20 protein-coding genes are annotated in these 20,575 nt (G+C 72.2%); 8 read left to right on the forward strand and 12 right to left on the reverse strand.

What is annotated here, in order from left to right; genetic code table 11:
- Window positions 1-172 precede the first annotated feature (172 nt).
- Window positions 173-1,156: an ornithine carbamoyltransferase gene (gene argF, locus ACMXN5_RS40485; protein WP_439679880.1), complete on the reverse strand. Its 984-nt coding sequence runs from the start codon at window positions 1,154-1,156 to the stop codon at window positions 173-175.
- A gap of 421 nt (window positions 1,157-1,577) precedes the next feature.
- Between argF and ACMXN5_RS40490 the strand changes: the two genes are divergently transcribed.
- Window positions 1,578-2,765 (forward strand): Cmx/CmrA family chloramphenicol efflux MFS transporter, encoded by a 1,188-nt coding sequence (locus tag ACMXN5_RS40490; protein WP_439679881.1) that lies wholly within the window; start codon window positions 1,578-1,580, stop codon window positions 2,763-2,765.
- A gap of 1,445 nt (window positions 2,766-4,210) precedes the next feature.
- On the opposite strand, the gene ACMXN5_RS40495 is transcribed toward ACMXN5_RS40490, so the two are convergent.
- The 4 genes from ACMXN5_RS40495 to ACMXN5_RS40510 form a co-directional block, all read right to left on the reverse strand.
- Entirely contained in the window at window positions 4,211-6,007 is a 1,797-nt protein-coding gene (locus ACMXN5_RS40495; RefSeq protein ID WP_439679882.1) for an SDR family oxidoreductase, read from the reverse strand.
- Complete coding sequence (locus ACMXN5_RS40500) at window positions 6,004-6,879, reverse strand: M24 family metallopeptidase (RefSeq protein WP_439679883.1); 876 nt, start codon at window positions 6,877-6,879, stop codon at window positions 6,004-6,006. Before ACMXN5_RS40500 ends, ACMXN5_RS40495 begins: the two co-directional genes overlap by 4 nt.
- A gap of 31 nt (window positions 6,880-6,910) precedes the next feature.
- Window positions 6,911-7,957: a PDR/VanB family oxidoreductase gene (locus ACMXN5_RS40505; protein ID WP_439679884.1), complete on the reverse strand. Its 1,047-nt coding sequence runs from the start codon at window positions 7,955-7,957 to the stop codon at window positions 6,911-6,913.
- Window positions 7,958-8,104: 147 nt separating this feature from the next.
- Window positions 8,105-9,067, reverse strand: a complete 963-nt coding sequence (locus tag ACMXN5_RS40510) for a metal-dependent hydrolase (protein ID WP_439679885.1) — start codon at window positions 9,065-9,067, stop codon at window positions 8,105-8,107.
- A 162-nt stretch (window positions 9,068-9,229) separates the two neighbouring features.
- On the opposite strand from ACMXN5_RS40510, the gene ACMXN5_RS40515 reads away from it, so the two are divergent.
- The 6 genes from ACMXN5_RS40515 (at window position 9,230) to ACMXN5_RS40540 (ending at window position 14,710) form a co-directional block, all read left to right on the forward strand.
- Window positions 9,230-9,913 carry a TetR/AcrR family transcriptional regulator gene (locus tag ACMXN5_RS40515; protein ID WP_439679886.1) on the forward strand — a complete coding sequence of 228 codons (684 nt, stop codon included), beginning with the start codon at window positions 9,230-9,232 and terminating at the stop codon, window positions 9,911-9,913.
- A gap of 274 nt (window positions 9,914-10,187) precedes the next feature.
- Window positions 10,188-11,123 carry an ATP-binding cassette domain-containing protein gene (locus ACMXN5_RS40520; RefSeq protein ID WP_439679887.1) on the forward strand — a complete coding sequence of 312 codons (936 nt, stop codon included), beginning with the start codon at window positions 10,188-10,190 and terminating at the stop codon, window positions 11,121-11,123.
- Window positions 11,123-11,977, forward strand: a complete 855-nt coding sequence (locus tag ACMXN5_RS40525; protein ID WP_439679888.1) for an ABC transporter permease — start codon at window positions 11,123-11,125, stop codon at window positions 11,975-11,977. The genes ACMXN5_RS40520 and ACMXN5_RS40525 overlap by 1 nt, the downstream gene beginning before the upstream one ends.
- The gene (locus ACMXN5_RS40530; RefSeq protein WP_439679889.1) at window positions 11,974-13,215 is read left to right on the forward strand and encodes a DUF7134 domain-containing protein; all 1,242 of its coding nucleotides are present in this window, start codon (window positions 11,974-11,976) and stop codon (window positions 13,213-13,215) included. Before ACMXN5_RS40525 ends, ACMXN5_RS40530 begins: the two co-directional genes overlap by 4 nt.
- 1 nt (window position 13,216) lies before the next feature.
- Window positions 13,217-13,885 (forward strand): response regulator, encoded by a 669-nt coding sequence (locus ACMXN5_RS40535; protein WP_395796115.1) that lies wholly within the window; start codon window positions 13,217-13,219, stop codon window positions 13,883-13,885.
- A gap of 132 nt (window positions 13,886-14,017) precedes the next feature.
- Window positions 14,018-14,710 carry an RraA family protein gene (locus ACMXN5_RS40540; protein ID WP_439679890.1) on the forward strand — a complete coding sequence of 231 codons (693 nt, stop codon included), beginning with the start codon at window positions 14,018-14,020 and terminating at the stop codon, window positions 14,708-14,710.
- 88 nt (window positions 14,711-14,798) lie between these two features.
- Here the strand turns inward: ACMXN5_RS40540 and ACMXN5_RS40545 are convergent, their stop codons facing one another.
- The 4 genes from ACMXN5_RS40545 to ACMXN5_RS40560 all read right to left on the reverse strand — a co-directional run bounded on the left by ACMXN5_RS40545 (window position 14,799) and on the right by ACMXN5_RS40560 (window position 17,868).
- On the reverse strand, window positions 14,799-15,914 hold the full coding sequence (locus ACMXN5_RS40545; RefSeq protein WP_439679891.1) for a PP2C family protein-serine/threonine phosphatase: 1,116 nt from the start codon (window positions 15,912-15,914) through the stop codon (window positions 14,799-14,801).
- A gap of 226 nt (window positions 15,915-16,140) precedes the next feature.
- Entirely contained in the window at window positions 16,141-16,920 is a 780-nt protein-coding gene (locus tag ACMXN5_RS40550) for a VOC family protein (RefSeq protein ID WP_439679892.1), read from the reverse strand.
- Window positions 16,921-17,142: 222 nt separating this feature from the next.
- A complete protein-coding gene (locus tag ACMXN5_RS40555; protein WP_439679893.1) occupies window positions 17,143-17,604 on the reverse strand; it encodes a universal stress protein in 462 nt (153 codons plus the stop codon).
- Window positions 17,605-17,667: 63 nt separating this feature from the next.
- Complete coding sequence (locus tag ACMXN5_RS40560; RefSeq protein ID WP_439679894.1) at window positions 17,668-17,868, reverse strand: DUF1918 domain-containing protein; 201 nt, start codon at window positions 17,866-17,868, stop codon at window positions 17,668-17,670.
- Between the two features lie 177 nt (window positions 17,869-18,045).
- Here ACMXN5_RS40560 and ACMXN5_RS40565 point away from each other — a divergent pair, with 177 nt between their 5' ends.
- Window positions 18,046-18,507, forward strand: coding sequence for an ATP-binding protein (locus ACMXN5_RS40565; protein ID WP_439679895.1), 462 nt, complete (start codon window positions 18,046-18,048; stop codon window positions 18,505-18,507).
- A gap of 41 nt (window positions 18,508-18,548) precedes the next feature.
- Here ACMXN5_RS40565 and ACMXN5_RS40570 read toward each other — a convergent pair whose 3' ends face one another.
- From ACMXN5_RS40570 to ACMXN5_RS40580, 3 genes are all read right to left on the reverse strand, one after another.
- Window positions 18,549-19,511 (reverse strand): M56 family metallopeptidase, encoded by a 963-nt coding sequence (locus ACMXN5_RS40570; protein ID WP_439679896.1) that lies wholly within the window; start codon window positions 19,509-19,511, stop codon window positions 18,549-18,551.
- The gene (locus tag ACMXN5_RS40575) at window positions 19,508-19,900 is read right to left on the reverse strand and encodes a BlaI/MecI/CopY family transcriptional regulator (RefSeq protein ID WP_439679897.1); all 393 of its coding nucleotides are present in this window, start codon (window positions 19,898-19,900) and stop codon (window positions 19,508-19,510) included. Before ACMXN5_RS40575 ends, ACMXN5_RS40570 begins: the two co-directional genes overlap by 4 nt.
- Window positions 19,901-20,103: 203 nt before the next feature.
- Window positions 20,104-20,550 carry a DUF4267 domain-containing protein gene (locus ACMXN5_RS40580; RefSeq protein ID WP_439679898.1) on the reverse strand — a complete coding sequence of 149 codons (447 nt, stop codon included), beginning with the start codon at window positions 20,548-20,550 and terminating at the stop codon, window positions 20,104-20,106.
- Between the last annotated feature and the right edge of the window lie 25 nt (window positions 20,551-20,575).

Genomic DNA, 20,575 nt, shown 5'->3' on the forward strand with positions numbered 1-20,575 from the left:
CCGGCGTTCGTGGGCGCCGTCCTCGGGCGCGACCGCGCGAATCGTGGGGCCCGCGTGGTCGGTGGGAACGGCCGGGCCGCTCGGCCCGGCCGACCCGGTTGGCCCGGTCGGGTCGTTTCGATCGGTCGGGCCGGTTCGATCGGTGTGGACTCCTTGGGGCGTGCGCGACCGTTCAGCCCGCGATGGTGAGTTGCATCAGGGCCTTGGCGGTGTGCATGCGGTTTTCCGACTGGTCGAACACCCGGCTGCGCGGGCCCTCGAAGACCTCGTCCGCCACCTCGCGGAGGTCGGGACGGGCCCGCGCGGTCTCGGTCTCCAGGTCGTGGAACGCGGGCAGGCAGTGCAGGTAGACGGTGTCGGCGCGGCCGGTGCGGGCCATCAGCTCGGGCGTGACCTTCAGGTCGCGCAGCAGCTCGATACGATGGTCGGTCTCCTCCTCCTCGCCCATGGACACCCACACGTCGCCGTACACCGCGGCCGAGCCGGCCAGCGCCTCTCCCGGCGACGCGGTGACGGTGATCGCGGCCCCCGACGACTCCGCCCCGGCGAGCAGTTCGGCGATCGACGCGGGGTCGGGGTGCAGCGGCTCCGGGGCCAGGACGCGCAGGTCGAGGCCGAGCTTGACGGCGGCGACGGCAAGGGTACGGGCCACGTTGTTGCGGCCGTCGCCGACGTATGCGACGGGCAGGCCGCGGAGTTCGCCGAAGTTCTCCCGTAGCGTGAGCAGGTCGGCGAGCACCTGGGTCGGATGGTAGGTGTCGCACAGCCCGTTCCACACCGGCACCCCCGCGTGCGCGGCGAACTCGGCGACGGTCGTATGCTCGAAGCCGCGGAACATCACCCCGTCGAAGACCCGCCCGAACACCCGGGCGATATCGCGCACGGACTCCTTGATCCCGAATCGGATGTCCTCGCGACCGAAGACCTCCGGATGCGCCCCGGACTGCGTCGCCGCGACGACGAACGAGACGCGAGTGCGGCACGAGGGCTTGAGAAATATCAACGCGATATTGCGCCCCGCCAACACCGGCACCCGCTCCCCGAACGCGGCCCGCTCCTTCAGATCCCCGGCCCGATCCAGCAACTCACCGATCTCTGCGGCGCTCACGTCCAGGAGCGAGAGCAGGTTGCGACCCTTGAGGGCGGAAAACCCCATGGGATGACCTCGATTCGATGGCTCGATGAAGATGCATGAATATTCCTGATACGGCATCATCATGCACGACTGAGGTCGAAAACGGCGGCCTATTTTCCGGCAGCCACCACTCGGTGCCCGGTGCTCGGTGCCCGGTGCCCGGTGCCCGGCGCTTGGCGCTCGGCGCTCGGCGCTCGGAGTTCGGAGTCCGGTGAGATCGAAAACCCGGTGGAGGTGCCGTGAGCGGGGCTGATAGCTTCGCCCCCGTGAGCAACCCCGAGTCGGACAGACGACGGCCGCCGGTGAGCCGGTGGCCGATCCCCTGTCGATGAGCTGAAGCCGCGTGGCCGCAATGGCCGCGGGCGTCCTCGGACATGGCCGCCACCGGAGTCGCCGGTGTCGAGCCGTGAGGTAATCCATCGGACGTCCATGGGGTTTCGTCATGCCATTCGCCGTATATGTGCTCGGGCTCGCGGTCTTTGCCCAGGGCACCTCGGAGTTCATGCTCTCCGGCCTGCTCTCGGGCATCGCCGACGATCTGCACGTGTCCATTCCCACCGCCGGACTGCTGACCTCGGCGTTCGCCATCGGGATGGTGGTGGGCGCGCCCGCGATGGCGCTGGTCGGCCGCCGGCAACCACGCCGCCGCGCACTGCTGTTCTTCCTGTGCGTGTTCATCGCCGCGCACGTGGTGGGCGCGCTCACCCCGAACTACCCGGTCCTGCTGGCCACTCGCGTATTCGGCGCACTGGCCAACGCCGGCTTCTGGGCGGTCGCCCTGGTGACCGCGATCGACCTGGTCCGACCCGAACAGCGGGCCCGCGCCGCCTCGGTGGTGGTCGGCGGCGTCACCGTCGCCTGCGTGGTCGGTGTACCGGCCGGCGCGCTCCTGGGCGACCGGTGGGGCTGGCGCGCGGCGTTCTGGGCGGTGGCCCTGGTGTCGCTGCCGGCCGTACTCGCCATCGCCCGAACCATCCCGAACCACGCACCACCGGCGCAGCCGGACCCGTCGGCAAACACCCGTCGGGACCTGCGCGCCCTGCTCACCCGGCCGCTGCTGTCGACCCTGTCGGTGATGGCCCTCGTCCAAGGCGCCACCTTCTGCGCGTTCTCCTACTTCGAGCCGGTGATCACCGAGGTCACCGGCCTGGCCGACGGCTGGGTCCCGATCGCCCTCGCCCTGTTCGGAATCGGCTCGTTCGTCGGCGTAACCATCGCGGGCCGGATCGTCGACCGACGACCGACCCAGGTGATCGGGTGGGGGATGGCGGCCTCGGCCGTCGGCTGGGCCCTGTTCGCGTACACGGCGGCCACCCCATGGGCGGCGATCACCCTGGTCGCAATCCAGGGCATGCTCGCCTTCGCGACCGGCACGGCCCTGATCGCCCGCGTACTCCGCCTCTCCCAGGACACCTCCGGCCTGTCCGGCGCCCTGGCCACCTCCGCCTTCAACATCGGCGGCACCCTGGGCCCCTGGCTGGGCGGCCTGACCCTCAACGCCAACCTCGGCTACCGAGCCCCCCTGGCAACCAGCGCAGCCCTCATGCTCCTGGCCCTAACGGTGGCAGCAACAACCCACCACCACGAACGCAGGCCCCACCACCTCCCCAAGCCCACCGCACACACCTGACCCACCCCCGGCCACTTGGCGATCGGCGCCGAGTCCACCGAGCGGGTGCCCGGTGCGGGGTCGGTCTGAGTCGGCGGGCGGGCCGCCGCCGGCGTGGGGGGCTCAGAGCCTGGGGGCTCTCGGCGCGGCGGGTGTGTTGCTCGGTGGAAAACCGGCCGGCAGCGGGGAGCGGGAGGGCGGTCGGGTTGGGTTCTCCGGGGTCCCTGCCGAGTGGGTCGGGTGTTTCCGACGGGCGTTGCGCTTTTGGTTGCGGGTGGCCGGTGCGGGGTCGGTCTGAGTCGGCGGGTGGGCCGCCGCCGGCGTGCGGGGCTCCAAGACTGAGGGTTTCCGACGAGACAGCCGCATCGCTCGGCAAGAACCGGCTGGCAGCGGCGGAGCGGGACGGTGCTCGGGTCGAGTCTTGCCGGGCGCCTTTCCGAGTGGGTTGGCTGGTGGCGGCGAGGGTTGCGCCTTTGGTCGCGGTGGGCTGGTGCGGGGCTGGTCACAGTTCGGGGTTGGCCACCGCCAGCGTGCGGGGCGCCGAGACCGGGGGCCTTCCCGAGTGGGTCAGGTGGTTTCGGTGTGCGGTGGGCATTTGGGCGACGAGGGTTCACAAACCTGGACGACGTGGGGTGCCGGAGCCTCGGCACGAGAGAAAACCACAGGTCAGTGCGAAGAGGAGTCGTTTCGACTGCCTCGGAATCCGGTTCCGACACCCACTGGGCACTGTCGGTCTCCCCGAAGGCCCCTGTGAGGTCGCAGCGCCCGAAGTCGGCTGCGATCGGGCCGATTTGGCCTTCACACCGGCGTTGAGGGGGCCGGAGCACACGAAACCGGCACTCGACACCCGACTTCCCGCCCCGACCACGCAAAACCGCAGGTCACCGAAGCTCCAAGCCCACAACCACCCGCCGAGATCCGGTTTCGAACCCCAACCCAGCCCCAACGCCCCCAAAATGCCCCGACCCACTCGGGAAGGCGCCCCGCCAGACTCGACCCGAGCACCCTCCTTCCCCGCCGCTGCCGGCCGGTTTCCGCCGACCAACACACCCGCCTCACCGCAAGCTTCGAGTCTCGGAGCCCCGCACGCCGGCGGCGGCCCATCACCGACTCTGACCAGCCCCGCACCGGGTCACCCGCAACCCAAGGCGCAGCGCCCGCCGAGGGCACCCGGCCCATCTCGGAAGGCGCCCCGGCAGACTTGACCGGAGCACCTTCCTCCCCGCCGCTGCCTGGGTTTGGGCGAGCAACGCGCCCATCTCGTCGGTAGCGCTGAGTCTTGGAGCCCCGAGCGCTGGCGGCGGCCCATCACCGACTCTGGCCGGCCCCGCACCGGGCACCCGCGACCCAAACAACCCTATGCGGGTCACTGCCCGGAAGAGTAAGGGCACGGCACGCAGGTTGTTCCGGTGGTGCTGCCCTTCGGTTGTGGGGTGTGGGGGCCTGGGCGCGGGGAGCGGCGGGGGCTAGGCGATGCCTGTGCGGGCCAGTATTCGCATTGTTGTGGGGGATAGGCGGCTCAGCCACCATGCGGCTCTGGCCTCCGGGGTTATTGGGGCCACCGCTTGGCGGCGGCGGATTGCTCGGATGATGTGGTCCGCCACCTTTTCCGGGGGGTAGTTGCGGCGGGCGTACAGTCTGGATGCGCGTTCTCGCTGTGCGGCCTGGTCGGTGGTGTTCATCCCGGAGAAGGTGGTGCTTCGGGTGATTCCGGTGTTGACGATGCCCGGGTGGATCGTGGTCACCCGCACGCCGGAGCCCGCCAGTTCGGCTCGTAGGCAGTCCGACAGCATGGCCACCGCCGCCTTGGTGGTCGCGTAGGCCGCCAGCAACTTGGAGGGGGTGTACGCCGCCGCCGACGCGATGTTGACGATGTGTCCGCCCTCGCCGCGTTCGGCCAACAGCGTGCCGAAGGCCCGGCAGCCGTGGATGACGCCCCACAGGTTGACGTCCAACACGCGCTTCCACTCGGCGTCGGTGGTGGCCAGGAACGTGCCGGCGTGGCCGACGCCCGCGTTGTTGACCACGATGTCCGGGACGCCGTGTGCCGCCGCGACCTTGGCCGCGAAGGCGTCCATGGCCGCACCGTCGGATACGTCGACGCGGTACACGTGCGCCGAACGCCCGTACAGGCGGGCCAGTTCGGCGGTGCGTTCGGCTCCGGCCGAGTCGACGTCGCACACCACGATGTCGGCGCCCTGTTCGGCGAACGCGACCGCGGTGGCTCGGCCGATTCCGCCGCCCGCGCCGGTGATCAGGGCGAGGCGACCCGCGAACGGGTCCTTTCCGGGCCGCCGTTCGCCGTGCCGGGCCGCGTCGAGGTCGGGCGTCGTGGTGCCGTGGTCGATGTGTGCGGCGAATTCGCGGGTCATCCGGGCCACGGTCGGGCCTTTCTCCAGAAGGGCGGACCAGTGGCCGGCCGCGACCGTGCGCCGCCACAACCGGGGCACCCAGCGGTCCAGGTCCTCGGACAGCGCCGCACCGACATACGGATCGTCGGCGAGGGTGATCAGTTGCACCGGCACGGTCGTCTCGCGCCGCCCCGGAAGCAACATTCGGGGCAGCATGTTGGCCCGGTACAGCCCGATGCCGCGCACCGCGTCGTCGGCGAGCGTGGCCTGCGGGTGACCCGCGCGCGGCCGCACCCCCTCGGCCCGGGCCAACAGCCCGCCCCACCGCGCCGCCAGCCCCGACCGCCAGACCGCGGGCGCGAGCATCGGCAGGTGGAACATCGCGATGTACCACGAACGCGCCGACTGGGCCGCGAGTTGGCGCAGATGCCGTGGCGTGGGCCGGGCCAGTCGGTGCCTGGCCCAGTGTCCGACGTGGTCCAGGCACGGCCCGGAGATCGAGGTGTACGAGGCGATCCGGCGCGGCCCGGCCCGGTCGGTGACCGCCTCCCACGCCTGGATCGAACCCCAGTCGTGGGCGAGCACGTGCGCCGGCCGATCCGGGCTCACCGCGTCCAGCACGGCGAACAGGTCGGCGGCCAACTGCTCCAGTCGATAGCCGTATCGACTTCCGGGCGCCCCCGACGCTCCCGCGCCACGCACGTCGTAGCGCACCACCCGGTGGTCGTGAGCCAGATCGGCGGCGACGTCGTCCCACACGTGATGGGTGTCCGGATAGCCGTGCACCAGCAGCACCAATGGGCCGTCCTGCGGCCCCTGTTCGTACACCGCGAGCCGGACACCACGCGACACGACGGTCCGAGCGCGCACGACGCCGACTTCGCCGGCCCCTCCGACTGCCCCCGCCGTCATCGCGACCCCGCTTCGCACAACCGCCGCACGTGCGGCACGTCGTCGTCCAGCCAGTACGCGTCGTCGTCGGTGACCACCAGCAACTCCTCGAATTTGGCGCCCACCGCGCGCAGCGCGATGTGCGGTTCCACCGCCCACAGGCCCGGAGTGGGCGCATGTCGCGACGCCCGACCGTCCGCCCACAGCGGCGAACGCCCGTGCAGCCGCTCGGCGATCAGCTCCCGACCGAGGGTGCGAATCGTGCGCACACCGAAGCCGAGCACATTCACCCCGATCGGCCTGCGCAGGGTGACCCGGGTGACCTGATGGGCGATCACCCGCCCCGGATAGACCTGATGCCGGTTGTCGTAGCCGTGCGCGATCGTCAGTGCGTCGACCGCCCGGTACACGTCGTCCAGCGGCCTGCGCCGGCGCACCTCGGCCACGATCAGCTCGCGGTAGGCACCGAGATCGGCCACGACCCGGTCCCACACCGGGTTTTCGCCGACCTTGCCCGCGTAGCCGATGTCGCCGGTGTACCCGTCCACGATCGGCGCGCAGTCCAGCACGTACGGCATACCCTCGGTCAGGACCCGGCCGCTCGGGAAGAACTGCAACGGAGTACGGAAGTTGCGGAACGCGGTGCGGTCGCCGAACCACACGAACGGGATGTGGAAGCAATCCCGGACACCCTCCGCCGCCAACTCCCGCCCGAGCCGCGCGGCGGCCTGCCGCTCGGTGACGCCCGGTTCGATCCAGGCCGCGACCCGCTCGGCGCACCGATACGCCAACCGCTGCACGTCGCGGAATCGATCCAGGTCGTCCTCGTCGTACCGGAACGCCGGCATGCCCCCGGGCGCGCGCGCCGACGGGACCTTGAGCCGTGTGCTCATCAACGCCGCCTTCCAAGCGAGATCATGCGCGTCACAGGTCGAGGACCAACCGCTCGCCCTCGGCGGCGCGGGAGACGCAGATCAGCATCGCGCCGGCCGCGCGTTCGTCGTCGGTCAGGCGCAGGTCGCGGTGCTGCACGGTGCCGGCCACCACGTTGACCCGACACATGCCGCAAAAGCCCTGCCGGCAGGAGTAGGCGGTGTCGGGATCGGCCTCGCGCAGCACGTCGAGCGCCGGCCGGTCGGCCGGTATCGGCAGTTCGATGCCGCTGCGCCGCAGACGGAGGGTGAACGGTTGGCCGTCGACCACGGGTGCCGGCGCGAAGCGCTCGAAGTGCAGGCCCCCGACCGGACTTGCCTCGACGGCCTCGCGCACGGCGGCCAGCATCGGCGCCGGCCCGCAGCAGTACACCGCCGCCCCGACGGGCGCGCGGCCGAGCAGTTCGGCGCAATCCGGCGGGCCCTCCTCGTCGTCCGCGCGCACCTCGAACCGGCCTCCGGCGTCGCCCAGTTCCGCCAGTTCGGCGCCGAACGGCAGCGAGTCGCGGGTCCGTCCGAGATGGATCAGCCGCCAGTCCGATCCGAGCCGCGCGGCCCGACGCACCATCGGCAGGATCGGCGTGATGCCGATGCCGCCGGCCAGGAACAGCACGGCGGGTTCGGCGGCGAACGGAAACGCGTTGCGCGGCCCGGCGGTTCGCAGCGTGGCGCCCACCGGCAACGCGTCGTGCATCTCGATCGATCCGCCGCCGCCCTCGGCCAGCCGGCGCACCGCGATCCGATACGTGTAGCGGTCCTCGGGGTCGCCGCACAGCGAGTAGTGCCGGCGACGTCCGGACGGCAGCGACAGGAGCAGGTGCGCGCCCGGCTGCCAGCGGGGCAGCCGGCCGCCGGCCGGTGTGGTCAGCCGCAGGGAGACCACGTCCTCGGCCTCGACGACCCGTTCGCGCACCACCAGTTCGAGCGCGTCGGAGCGGACGGCGGCGGTGTTCGGCGCGCCCACCCGGGCCGGCCGCCGGCCGCGCCGGGCGATCGCCTCGGTGTGGACGCGGCCCAGGACGGCCAGCGCCCGCATCATCCGGTCGCCGCGCTCGCGGCCGTAAAGATCCGGCGGCGGGCTAATGTGCTCCGACGGTGCGGAGGTTGGCGGTATGGACGGACTCATCGGCATCCTCGGCATCGTCGGTGTCCTCGGCATCCGGATCGAAGCAGGTATCGCAGCGAACTACCGCGCAGCCGCCCGCGCCGCCGGAGATCGGGCCAGATACGCCACCGCCTGCCCGGTCGAGCCCTCCTGGGTCGGGTGGTAGCGCGGCTTGACGTATCGCGCGGCGGAGCGGGCCGCGCCGGTCAGCCCCGGCAACAACCCGCGCCGCGACGCCTGTACGTACGCGCGCCACGTGGGCCGCACCCGGCCCTCCAGGGCGGGGTCGGCCAGCATCAGGAAGCGCACGCCGCGCACCCACATCCAGGTGAGCACAGGTCCGGTGACCGCCATCGTGCGCATCCGGCGCAGATAGCTCGGGTCGAGGTGGACCAGCAAGTCGTAGGCCACGCTGCGGTGTTCCACCTCCTCGGCGCCGTGCCAGCGGAGCAGGTCCAGCATCACCGGGTCGACCCCGGCCCGGTCCAGGCCCGGCGCGTTGAGCACCCAGTCGCCGAGGAACGCGGTGAAGTGCTCGATCGCGGCGATGATCGCGACCCGTTCGATCAGGTGCTCGCGGCCGGCCGGGCCGGTGAGGTCGTCCCGGCCGGCGAGCACGCGGCGGAAGAGCCATTCCACCTGGCGCACGAACGGCGCCGGGTCCAGGCCCTTGGCGAGCAGCAGGTCGAGCACGCCCTGGTGGGCCTCGGCGTGTACGGACTCCTGGCCGATGAAGCCGATCACGTCCTCGCGCAGCCGCTCGTCGGTGACCAGCGGCAACGCCTCCCGGAAGGTGCGCACGAACCAGCGCTCGCCCTCGGGCAGCAGCAGGTGCAGCACATTCATCGTGTGCGTGGCCATCGGTTCCTGCGGAACCCAGTGCATCGGCAGGCGCGACCAGTCGAAGCGCACGTCGCGCGGGTTGAGCGCGAGGTCGTGGTGCTCGTCGGCGCGAACGGCCGGACCCCTGGCCGGGGTTCGGGTCGAGCGGCGGTCGTGACGGTCGCGACGGGGGAGCGGTGGGCCGGGGGGAGCCGAGGACATGACGGTGCTCCTTCGTGGGGAACTCTTGCTGCCTCTCTGGTCACCTGTCTTGTTACCTCACAGTAGGGAGTGTTGAATAAAAGTCAATACTTCCAGCACCGGCCGGTTTCGATACTCTGCGCGTACCCGCCGCCGTCGCCGCGACCGAAACCAGGCCCCGATTTGAACAAGAGTCAACGATCCCGCACGGAGGGTCGCCGGACCCCGCCCGACTCCGAGCGCTCGCAGGCCCGTCGCGCCGAACTCGTGGCCATTGGGCGCCAGTTGTTCGCGAACACCTCCTACGACGCACTGTCCGTGGACGAGATCGCGACCCGGGCCAACGTCGCGAAGGGCCTGCTCTACTACTACTTCCGAAACAAGCGCGGCTACTACGTCGCGGTGATCGAGGACTCCGTCGCCGACCTGGTCGCCCGCGCCCGCAGCGACGCCGACCAACCCGCGGCCGACCGGTTGCGCAAGGTGCTGGACGGCTATCTGCGCTTCGCCCAGGGCAACGAGGCCGCCTATCGCACCGTGGTCAGCGGCGGCGTCGGCTTCGACACCGACGTGCTCACGATCCGCGAACGGGTCCGCGAGGAGATGCTCACCTCGCTCGCCGACGGCGCCTACGGCCGCGTCGACCTGTCGCCGATCGCCCGCGCCGCGCTGGTGGGTTGGCTGTACTGCGTCGAGGGGGTCACGCTGGACTGGCTGGCCCGGCGGGAGTTGGCCCGCGAGGAGGTCCACCACCTGCTGGTGACGCTGCTGATGGATACGTTCGTCACCATCGCCGACCTCGACCCGGCGTGGCAACCACCCGAGGCCGCCCTCGCCCTGCAGCGCGCGCGGACGCAGCCGGAGTAGCAAGGGTCGACGACCCGCAGCACCCGACCGGCACCCGTCCCGCGCCGGACCCCCACCCGCCCCGCGCCGGACCCCCACCCGACCCCCACCCGCCCCGGGTCATCCCCGGGGCCTACCCGCTCACCCTTCGGGCGCACGTCCACGCCCGAAAGGTTCGTCCGCACGGCGATCGTCACGGCCGTACCGATTCCCTACCGTCGAGGGCATACCGGGCACCCGCCCGGCGGCCCTCCCCAAGGAGGCGTCGACGCACCGGAGCCGCGGAGATCCAGCGATGATCACAGCCGAAGCACTGACCAAACGCTACGGTCCCAAGACCGCCGTGGAGGGGTTGAGCTTCACCGTCCGTCCCGGCGTGGTCACCGGATTCCTGGGTCCCAACGGCGCCGGCAAGTCCACCACCATGCGGATGATCCTGGGCCTGGACCGCCCCACCTCCGGCTCGGTCACCGTCAACGGCCGCCGCTACGCCGACCATCCGGCCCCGCTGCACGAAGTCGGCGCGCTCCTGGAGGCGAAGGCGGTACACACCGGCCGCTCGGCGTACCACCACCTGCTGTCCATGGCCGCCACCACCGGCATCCCCACCCGTCGGGTGCACCAGGTGATCCGGATGGTCGGCCTGGACGAGGTGGCCCGCAAGCGGGTCGGCGGCTTCTCGCTCGGCATGGGCCAGCGCCTCGGCATCGCCACCGCACTGCTCGGCGACCCGGCGACACTGGTCCTGGACGAACCGGTCAACGGCCTCGACCCCGAGGGCGTGTTGTGGATCCGTACCCTGCTCAAGTCGCTCGCCGCCGAGGGACGTACGGTCTTCCTGTCCTCACACCTGATGAGCGAGATGGCGCTCACCGCCGAGCACCTGATCGTGGTCGGTCGGGGCCGGCTGATCGCCGACACGTCGGTCGCGGACTTCATCGCGGGCGCCGCGCCCGACCAGGTCCGGGTACGCACCCCCGACGCCGACCGCTTGCGGGCGCTGCTGTTCGGGCCCGAGGTGCGCATCGCGACCGAGGAGCGCGACGTGTTGGAGATCAGCGGGGTCTCCAGCGACGACATCGGCCGGATCGCGGCGGCGCATGGCATCACCCTGTTCGAACTGGTCCCGCATCGGGTGTCCCTGGAGGAGGCGTTCATGGAGTCGACACGCGACGCGGTCGAGTATCGGGTCGGCGACCCGTCGGTCGGGACACGGGGCAGGGCCGCCTGATGTCGACCACGATCACCCCCGGCGCCCCCGCCCCCGCTCCCACCCCCAACTTCGTCTCCCGCGCCGCCGGGCGCGGCCGGGTCACCTTCGTCCGCGTGCTCCACGCCGAATGGATCAAACTGCGCAGCCTGCGCTCGACGTTCTGGGTCCTGGTCGCCGCGGTCTTCGTGGTGATCGCGCTCGGCCTGCTGGTCACCTCCGGCACGGTCGACCGCTGGCCGGACACCGGTGCCGCCGAGCGTGCCCGCTTCTCCGCGCCCAACGCGAGCCTGACCGGCCTCTACCTCGCCCAGTTGGCCATCGGCGTACTCGGTGTGCTGGTGATCACCGGGGAGTACGCCACCGGCTCGATCCGGGCCACGATGTCCGCGGTGCCGCATCGCCTGCCCGTGTTGTGGGCCAAGGCCGCCGTCTTCGGCGCGGTCACCTTCGTACTGATGCTGGTCACCTCCCTGATCGCGTTCCTGGCCGGGCAGGCGGTGCTGAGCAAGGAGCACATCGACGTCGGGCTCGGCGACCCGGGCGTGCCGCGCGTGGTGATCGGCGTGGCCCTCTACCTCGCCATCACCGGCATCCTGGCGATCGGCGTCGGCGCCATCGTGCGCAACGCCGCCGGCGGCATCGCGATCGTGTTCGGCCTGCTGCTCGTGCTGCCCCAGGTGGTGCAGGCCCTGCCGACCGCGTGGCAGGACCACATCACCAGGTACCTCCCCAGCGAGGCCGGTCAGGCGTTCACCCGCTGGCATCCGTCGGCCGACGCGCTGTCCCCGAACACGGGCATCACGGTCTTCGCGCTCTACGCCGCGGCGACCCTCGCGGCAGCGGCGGTGTTGATGCGCAGGCGCGACGCATGAGTACGGCACGGCGCATCGAAACGGCGCTGCGCCGGGACGGCGGCGGGCATGGGCTCGCCGCCGTCCCGGCGCGCGTGATGGCCTTCACCAGCAGGCATCCGATCTGGGCCGACACCACCGTGGCGGTGGGCCTGGTGCTCATCTTCGAGTCCGGCAACCTGATGCGGCTGTCCGCCTGGTCGGTGGTCGGGCTGGCCCTGATCCTGCCGCTCGCGCTGCGCCGCCGGGCCCCGGTGGCGGTGTTCGCGGTGATCGCGACCGTGGCCCTGGTCCAGTGGATCATCGACGCGCGCACCGGCGCGGACGCGAGCCTGCTGATCGCGCTGTACACGGTGGCCGCCACCCAGGACCGGCGCCGAACGGTGTACGCGCTGGCGGTGGTCGAGGCCGGCATCCTGCTGGCCGTCGGGCGCTGGACCCTGGACGGCTACCGCTTCGGCGCGTTCGTCGGACTGAGCGCGATGGCCGTCACGGCGGTGGTGCTCGGCGCGAACCTGCGCACCCGACGGCGCTACCTGGCCGCCCTGGAGGACCGCGCCCACCGCCTGGAGCGCGACCAGGAACAGCAGGCGCAACTCGCCGTCGCGGCCGAACGCGCGCGGATCGCCCGGGAGATGCACGACATCGTCACGCACAACCTGTCGGTGATGGTCGCCCTCGCCGACGCCGCCGCGATGACCGTGCGCAGTACGCCCGACCGATCCGCGACGGCGATGGAGCAGGTCTCCGGCACCGGCCGGCAGGCGCTCACCGAGATGCGCCGCTTCCTGGGCGTGCTGCGCGAGGACGAACCGGACGCGGCCCGGCACCCGCAGCCCGACCTGGCCCGGCTCGGCGCGCTGGCCGAACAGGTCCGCGCGGCGGGCCTGCCGACCACGCTGACCATCCAGGGCGACACCCGCGAGGTGCCGCAGGGCGCCCAACTCGCGGTGTACCGGCTCGCCCAGGAGGCCCTGACCAACACCCTCAAGCACGCCGAACCCGGCGCGAACGCCCGGATCCGGGTGTGGAGTTCGCCCGAGCGCCTGGAGTTGAGCGTGGTCGACGACGGCCGCCCGCGCGCATTCGCCGCCGCCGGCGGCACCGCGGCTACCACCACCACCGGCACCGGCAGCGGCATCGCCGGCATGCGCGAGCGCGCCGCCGTCTACGGTGGCGAAGTGGCGGCCGGACCGCTGCCCGGCGGCGGCTGGCGCGTGTCGGCCGTACTGCACCTGACCGACCCGGGAGGATCCTGACGTGGCCATCGACGTACTGGTGGTGGACGACCAGCCGCTGCTGCGGATGGCGTTCACGATGGTCCTGGGCGCCCAGGACGACATGAGCGTGGCCGGCGAGGCCGACTGCGGCGAGGAGGCCGTACGACTGGCCGAACTCACCCGCCCCGACGTGGTGTTGATGGACGTGCGGATGCCCGGCATGGACGGCATCGAGGCCACCCGGCTGATCACCGAGCGCTGCCCCGACACCAGGGTGCTCATCCTGACCACGTTCGACCTGGACGAGTACGCGTTCGCCGGACTGCGCGCCGGTGCCTCCGGCTTCCTGCTCAAGAACGCGCTGCCCGCCGAACTGCTCGCGGCGATCCGCTCGGTCGCGGCCGGCGACGCGGTGGTCGCGCCCCGGATCACCCGCCGCCTCCTGGAGACCTTCGCCCACCGCCTGCCCGAACACGACGCCGCCCCCGGCGCCGAGGACCCGCGCCTGGGCGGCCTGACCGAACGTGAACGCGGCGTCCTGGTCGAGATGGCCCGGGGCCTGTCCAACGCCGAGATCGCCGCCCGCCTCCAACTGTCCGACGCCACGATCAAAACCCACGTCAGCCGAGTCCTGGCCAAACTCGGCGTCCGCGACCGAGTCCAGGCGGTGGTGGTCGCCTACGAAAGCCGCCTCGTGCAACCCCTGTGAACCGCGTTCCCGCGCGATCGCCGCAGCGGATGGCGTCGACGGCGGATGGGCGGGTGGGTAGCCTCATGAGACTGACTCGTCGTATTCGGGCGCGCCGTCGACGGCGACGGTGCCGAGCCACGGAGAACGCACATGCTCAAGGCATTCGCGGACCTGTCCACGCCCCTCGTGGCCGACGCCTGCGTCCGGGTGGACGCGCCGCTGCGGATCGCGCCGCCCGGGATTCGGGCGGTGGTTCCCGGGCAGCGGATCGCCGGGCGGGTGTTGCCGGTTCGGCACTACGGGAGCGTGGACGTGTTCCTGGAGGCGTTCGGCGCGGCCGAGCCGGGTGACGTACTGGTGATCGACAACGGTGGTCGCCTCGACGAGGCGTGTGTGGGCGACCTGGCGGTGTTGGAGGCCGAGGCGGCGGGGGTGGCGGCGCTGGTGGTGTGGGGGCTGCACCGCGATACGCCGGAACTGATCGAGATCGGGCTGCCGGTGTTCAGCTACGGCGCCTATCCGCCGGGACCGACCCGGCTGGACGAGCGTGAGCCCGAGGCGCTGACCTCGGCCCGGATCGGGCCGCACACGGTGGGCGTCGACGACGTGGTGTTCGGCGACGAGGACGGCGTGCTGTTCGTCGCCGCCGACCGGGTCGAGGAGGTCCTGGCCACCGCCCACCGCATCCACGACACCGAACGCGAACAGGCCCGCCGCATCCGCTCCGGCGACACCCTGCGCGAGCAGACCACCTTCGCCGACTACCTGTCCCGCCGCGCCGCCGACCCGTCGTATACCTTCCGGCAACACCTGCGCCGCACCGGCGGCGCGATCGAGGAGTAGCCGAGGGGCGGCGGTCGGCGCGGGCGGCGTTCGGCGGGGCGCGGCGTCGCGGGGATCGGCACGCGGTCGGGCCACGGTCGCCACGCGGTCAGCAGGCCGGCGGGCGGCACAGCGCCAGCACCAGCGCGTCGTCGGTCAGGCGCAGCGTGCCGACGTGTTGCCGCAAATCGTCGCCCAGCCGCTCGACCGCGGCCACCGGATCCGCCGCGATCGGTCGCTCGCCGCCGAGCAGCGCCTCGATCCGCTCGACCAGCGGATAGTGCCGGCCCCCCGCGTCCCGCGCGTCGGCGAAGCCGTCGGTCATCAGCAGCAGCAGGTCGCCCGCGCCGAACGGCACCTCCCACTCGGGCGGCGTGCCCGGGTCCAGCTCGCCCAGACCCAGCGGCAGGCCGGGATCGGGCGGTTCCAGCACATGCACGGTGCCGTCCGCCCGGATCGCCACCGGCTGCTCGTGGCCGCGGTGTACGAACGCCACCTGCTCGGCCCGCACCTCGACGAGCAGCGCGGTCACGAAGCGGTCGGCCGGTGCGTTGCGGGTCACACTGGCGTCCACCCGGCGGGCCACCGCGCTCAGTTCCGGCTCGTCGTACGCCGCCTCGCGAAACGCGCCGATCGTGATCGCGGCGGTCCGCACCGCCCCCAACCCCTTCCCGAGCACGTCGCCGATGATCAGCCGCACCCCGAACGGGGTGTCGAGCGCGATGTACAGATCCCCGCCCAGCTCCGCCCCCTCGGCCACCGCGAAGTAGCGCACCGCCAACCGCAGGCCGCCGAGGCCGTCGGTGGGCGGCATCAGGATCGCGCGCTGCGCCGCGAGGGCCACCTCGGAGACCGCGACCAGGGCCCGCTCGTGCCGTATCCGGGCGGCGGACAGGTACATCGCCAGCGCTGTGGCCATCACGTACATCCACGTGCTGATGTTGAACAGCTCGTGGTACTCGGGCCCGAGATAGCCGTCCACCGACGCCAGCCAGTAGCGCAGCGGCAGCGAGACGCCGCCGATGACGAGAATCGCCAGGGGCGGCGCGGTGGCGGCGGCGAGCGTCGGCGCGAGCAGCAGGAACGGATAGAACACCATCGACGAACCCGTCGCCAGGTCCACGACGGTGACCACGACGAGGATGCCGACGGGCAGCGCGATCTGACGAAACAGCGACTGTGTTGCGGTTCCGGCCACGGGCTGCTGCGGCTCCCTGCTGCTCATCGGTGCGTCCATGGTCGCCCAGAATGTAGTGGTATGCCGCATGCACAGCGCCCGCTGAACAGGTGACGACACCCGAACGGGCGGCCCGGCGAGGTGGGAGCGGGGGGCGCGGCGGGGAGTAGCGGGATCCGGCCTGGACGCCGTCGGCGTCCCGCAGCCGTCGGGCCCGGGACGCCGATCGCGGCGCCGCCGGGCCGGGGGATCCCGGCCGTCGGCGCCACGCGGTCTACGCGGTCTGGTCCACGCCCTTGATGATGGCGAACGGTGCGCCGAACGGGTCGGTCAGCCACGCCAGTCGGCCCACGTCCGGGACGTCGGCGGCGGGCATCGTCACGGTGCCGCCGTTGCGCTCCGCCTTGGCGATCACGTCGTCGGGGTCGGCGACCTCGAAGTAGGCGATCCAGTGCGCGTCCTGGCCGTGCGGGTCGGGCACGATGCCGCCGAAGGAGGTCGTCTGCTGGTCGCCCTCGGCCGTGGACAGCACGTTGTATGTCATGTCGGGCATCTCGAACTGCTGCGTGCGCCAGCCGAACAACTTCCCGTAGAAGGCGAGCGCCGCGGTGGGTTCGACGCCGTGCAGTTCGACCCAGGCCGGCGAGGTCGGCTTGCCGACCAGTTCCGCGCCCTGGAAGGTACCGGGCTGCCAGATCGCGAAATCGGCGCCCGCCGGGTCGGTGAGCGGCGACATCCGACCCATCTCCATCACGTCGAACGGTTCCACCCGCACCCGGCCGCCGCCGTCGGTCACGGCGCGGGCGGTCGCGTCGGCGTCGGGGGTCTTGAAGTAGACGGTCCAGGCGGACGAGGCGCCCTCCTCGGTCAACGGCCCGAGTCCGGCGACCGGCTTGCCGCCCTGCTGGAAGAGGCCGTAGCCGCCGGCATCCTCGCCGGCCGACTGGAAGTCCCAGCCGAAGATCGTGGTGTAGAAACGCGCCGCCGCGTCGGTGTCGGGGCTGCCCAGGTCGAGCCAGTTCGGCGCGCCGGTCGCGTAGTCGGTGCTGAGCATGTCGCTCCTTCGCCGGACCTCGCTTCGGTCCGAGTTGCCGCAGATGTCATGAATTGCACGGACTCGACAAGTCTGACTCCGGACACCCGTTCCGCGCCTGCGCACGCACGGGTGGTGGGCTGCGGTCGCACTGCGGTCGCGCTGTGGTCGTGCCGAATGGGTGAGCGATCCGCCGGGCGATCAGGGCGGGCGCGAGGTATGGGGGACCCGGGGGTCCAGGGCTCAGGGGATGACCGTGACCGGCCAGCGGGCCGAGCGGACCAGGCGGATCGCGAGCGAGCCGACGAGGCGGTGGCCGAAGCGTTCCGAGGCGCCGACGACCACCGCGTCCGCGCGGACCTGGTCGGCGAGTTTGGCGATCTCGTGCGCCACGTCGCCGTACGCCTCGACGAAGCGGTGGCGCACTCGCAACTCGGCGGCCCGCTTCGTGATGTAGTCGGCGACCTCGTGGACGGCCGACTCGTGCGCCTGCTCCATCACCCCGGCCCCCTCGGGGGTGGTGGCGGCGATGCCCATGGGGGCGCGGACGTAGACGGAGACCAACTCCGCGTCGCCGCGGCGGGCCTGCCCGAGGGCGTAGTCGGCGGCGCGGAGCGAGGTGCGGCTGCCGTCCACGCCGACGAGCACGGCGCGCGGTCCGTCCGTGCCGAGTTCGAAGACGGGCGGCGACGCGGGGTCGGTCACGGGTGCTCCTCGGACGTGGGGGTCGTGCGCACGCGTACGAGGGGCGGGCGACGGGTTCCGAGGCTACCCCTGGGTGGGGGACTGGCGGTGTTCGACCACGCAGTCCGGGCCCGGGGCCATGATGCTCTCGTGGCCGTTCGCGGCCCGGACCCGGAAGGGCGGGGTTCCGTTCGGACCCAGGACCTCGACGATCTCGACGACGTGGTCCTGTTGGCCGACGACCCGGCCGTGGATGAGAAGGCGATCACCCTTGGTGGCGTGCATGTCGACTGGCTCCTCTGGGGTGGGGTGGGGAGTCGATTCAGCCATCAGATCGTAACAGGATGATCACGGTGGGTGAAGGTCGGGAACGAGCCGTCGTCGAGCGCGGCTGGAGTCCCGAGCCGATCTCTCCTACAGTTCGTAGGACTACTTGCTTTGCCCGGTGAGGGGACGTGTGGGATGGCGCAGCGTGCGGGCGGTGGGCCGGCCACCCCGGCGGATCCGGCGGAGCCGCCCGCGCTTCGGGGCGGTGCGGTGTTCGAGGCGGTGGCGGCCGAGGTGCCTCGGGCCCGTCGGGTGCTGGCCTCGGCGCTGCGTCGGCGGCACGTGCACGAGGACGACGTACATACCGCGCAGCTGATCGTCTGCGAGTTGCTGAGCAACGCGATCCGGCACGGGAGTGGGCCGACGATGGACCTCGACGTGCGGATCGAGCCGACGCGGATCCACCTCGCGGTACGCAGTCGGCACGCCCGGCCACGACGGCTGCCCCGGCCGAACGGCCCACCGGAGGACAGCGAATGCGGCCGGGGGCTGCGCCTGGTCGAGGCGTTGGCGGTGGAGTGGGGGAGCCGGCCGGTGGCGGGCGAGCTGCTGGTGTGGGCGACGATCGCGCGGACCGAGGCGGGGGCGGGCGGGTGACGGGCGGTTGGGCGGGTCCGGGCGGGTTGGTAGCGGTGGCGTCAGCGGTGTGCCGACTGGATCGGGTGGGGGCATGTGGTGGTGATGTGGCAGCGGAGCAGGGTCGTGCCGAAGTGGGTGGTGCCGGTCAGGGTTGCGCCGGTGATCAGGACGGTCATGGCCAGCGCGCTCGCCCGGACCGCGAGGTTGCGTCGGTGGGTGCCGGTCGGGCAGCCCTCCAGGAGCAGGCGGACCCGGCGTCCCGCGTAGGCCGGAGAGCGGCCGATCAGGTGGTGTGCGCCGCCGGTCGGGTCGGGTTCGCGGACAGGCCCGGCGAGCGCCGCCTTGCACACCGCGCTCGCCAGGACGACCGGGTCGTGGTCGTGCTCGATCGCCCATACGTCGGCGGCCCGCTCCAGTTGGAACGCCAACTCGTCGGCGGCCCGCGTGGTGCCGGGCAGCCGGCGGGCGAGCAGGCGGCACACCTCGGCGCCGGCCTGCCACCAGTGGTGGGCGCGGGAGATGTGGCCCTGCTCGTGTGCGAGACCCGCCGCCAATTCGTCGTCGTCGAGCGCCGCCAACGCGCCGGCGCTGACCACGATCGAGCGCCGCCGCCAGCCGACGGCCGCCATCAGCACCTCGCGGTCGCCGACCACGATGCTGCCGCCCGGGCCGGTCAGCGGCAGCGGGTGCGGCGGGGTGCGGGCGCCGCGCAGGCAGGCCCGGAGACGGTGGGCGATCGCGGCCAGGGTCAGGAACGCCAGGCCGCCGAGGGCGAGTTCGGTGTCGCCGACGCCGGCGACCACCTGGTGCGGCAACTCCCGTACCCAGTGCGCGAAGCGTGGGGTGTCCGGCAGGCAGATCACCGCGGTGAGGACGAGGCCGATCGCCACCGTCGCGCGGGCCGCGAGAGCCAAGGCCCAGATCGCCGCCGCGCCCACGGGACGGACTCGGTCCAGCGGCGCGAGGTGTGGCAGTACGATCACCGCCCCCAGGAGCGCGGCCCAGACGCCGAGCGAACTCATCGGCCGTCGGGCCCGCGTTCGATCTCGATCCGGCGGGCCAGCGCACGCAGGTCGGCCAACTCCGAGGCCTCCAGACCGCCGACGAGTTGGGCCAGCGCCACCCGGCGGGCCGGCTCGGAGGCCGCGGCGAGCGCCGAGGACACCGACGACGCCACATAGTCGGCCTCGGTCACCGTCGGCCGGTACACGAACGCCTGACCGTCCCGCGCCCTGGCCAACAACCCCCGCTCGGCGAGGCGGTTGCACACGGTCTGAACGGTCGTATAGGCCCCGCGCGAGGACTCGGGCAGTTCGGACCTGATCCGCTCGACGGTGCCGGCCTCGATCCGCCACAACACGGCCATGATCTCGGCCTGCAACTCGCCCTGCACCCGCGGTGATTCGCCCATGCCCGTGTCCCTCCGTCCTCGGCTTTGCTCTCCCGGCCCCGTAATCCCGTACCCGTACCCCGCACCCGTCCGCGCCACGCTCGGTGGCGCCATGCCGGCGAACGGTGACGGTCTAGACCGTACCCGCTCGTGCGGGGTGCCCGGTCGTCCCGCAAGGCCGTCGTAGGCGCGTCGGGGCACGGTCGCCGGCATGGCCCGAGGGGTCAACGTGTCGCCGGGACGCTCACGCGCGGGGTGGTCGCGGTCGGCGCGGGGGCGGTTGCCGCGACCGGGCGTTCGCGCAGCAGCAGGCCGGCGGTGAGCGCCACCAGCGAGGCGGTCAGGCCGTGGACGCCGAAGGCCGTGGCGGTGGAGCCGTCGTTGCTCAGCACGACCGTCATGTCGCCGGCCGGGATGAAGGTCATGGCGAGCATCGTCCAGCCGAGCGCCCGCCGGTGTCCGGTCAGCAGCAGGGCGAGTATGACCAGCCCGGTGCCGATGTCGCGGACGCCCTTGACGGCGAGGAAGCCGGTGCCTTGGTGTTCGGGCCAACTGGGCAGGCCGAAGCCGGACGCGGTCGCCTGCGGGTCGAGCAGGTAGGCGAGGCCCACGTAGATGATGAAGCCGCCACCGAGGGCGGCCAGGATGGTGGCGAGGGTCCTGAGCTTCATGGTGTTCTCCCGAGTGTCGGGCCGG

This window comes from Embleya australiensis, from assembly GCF_051903075.1.
Classification (GTDB): Bacteria; Actinomycetota; Actinomycetes; order Streptomycetales; family Streptomycetaceae; genus Embleya.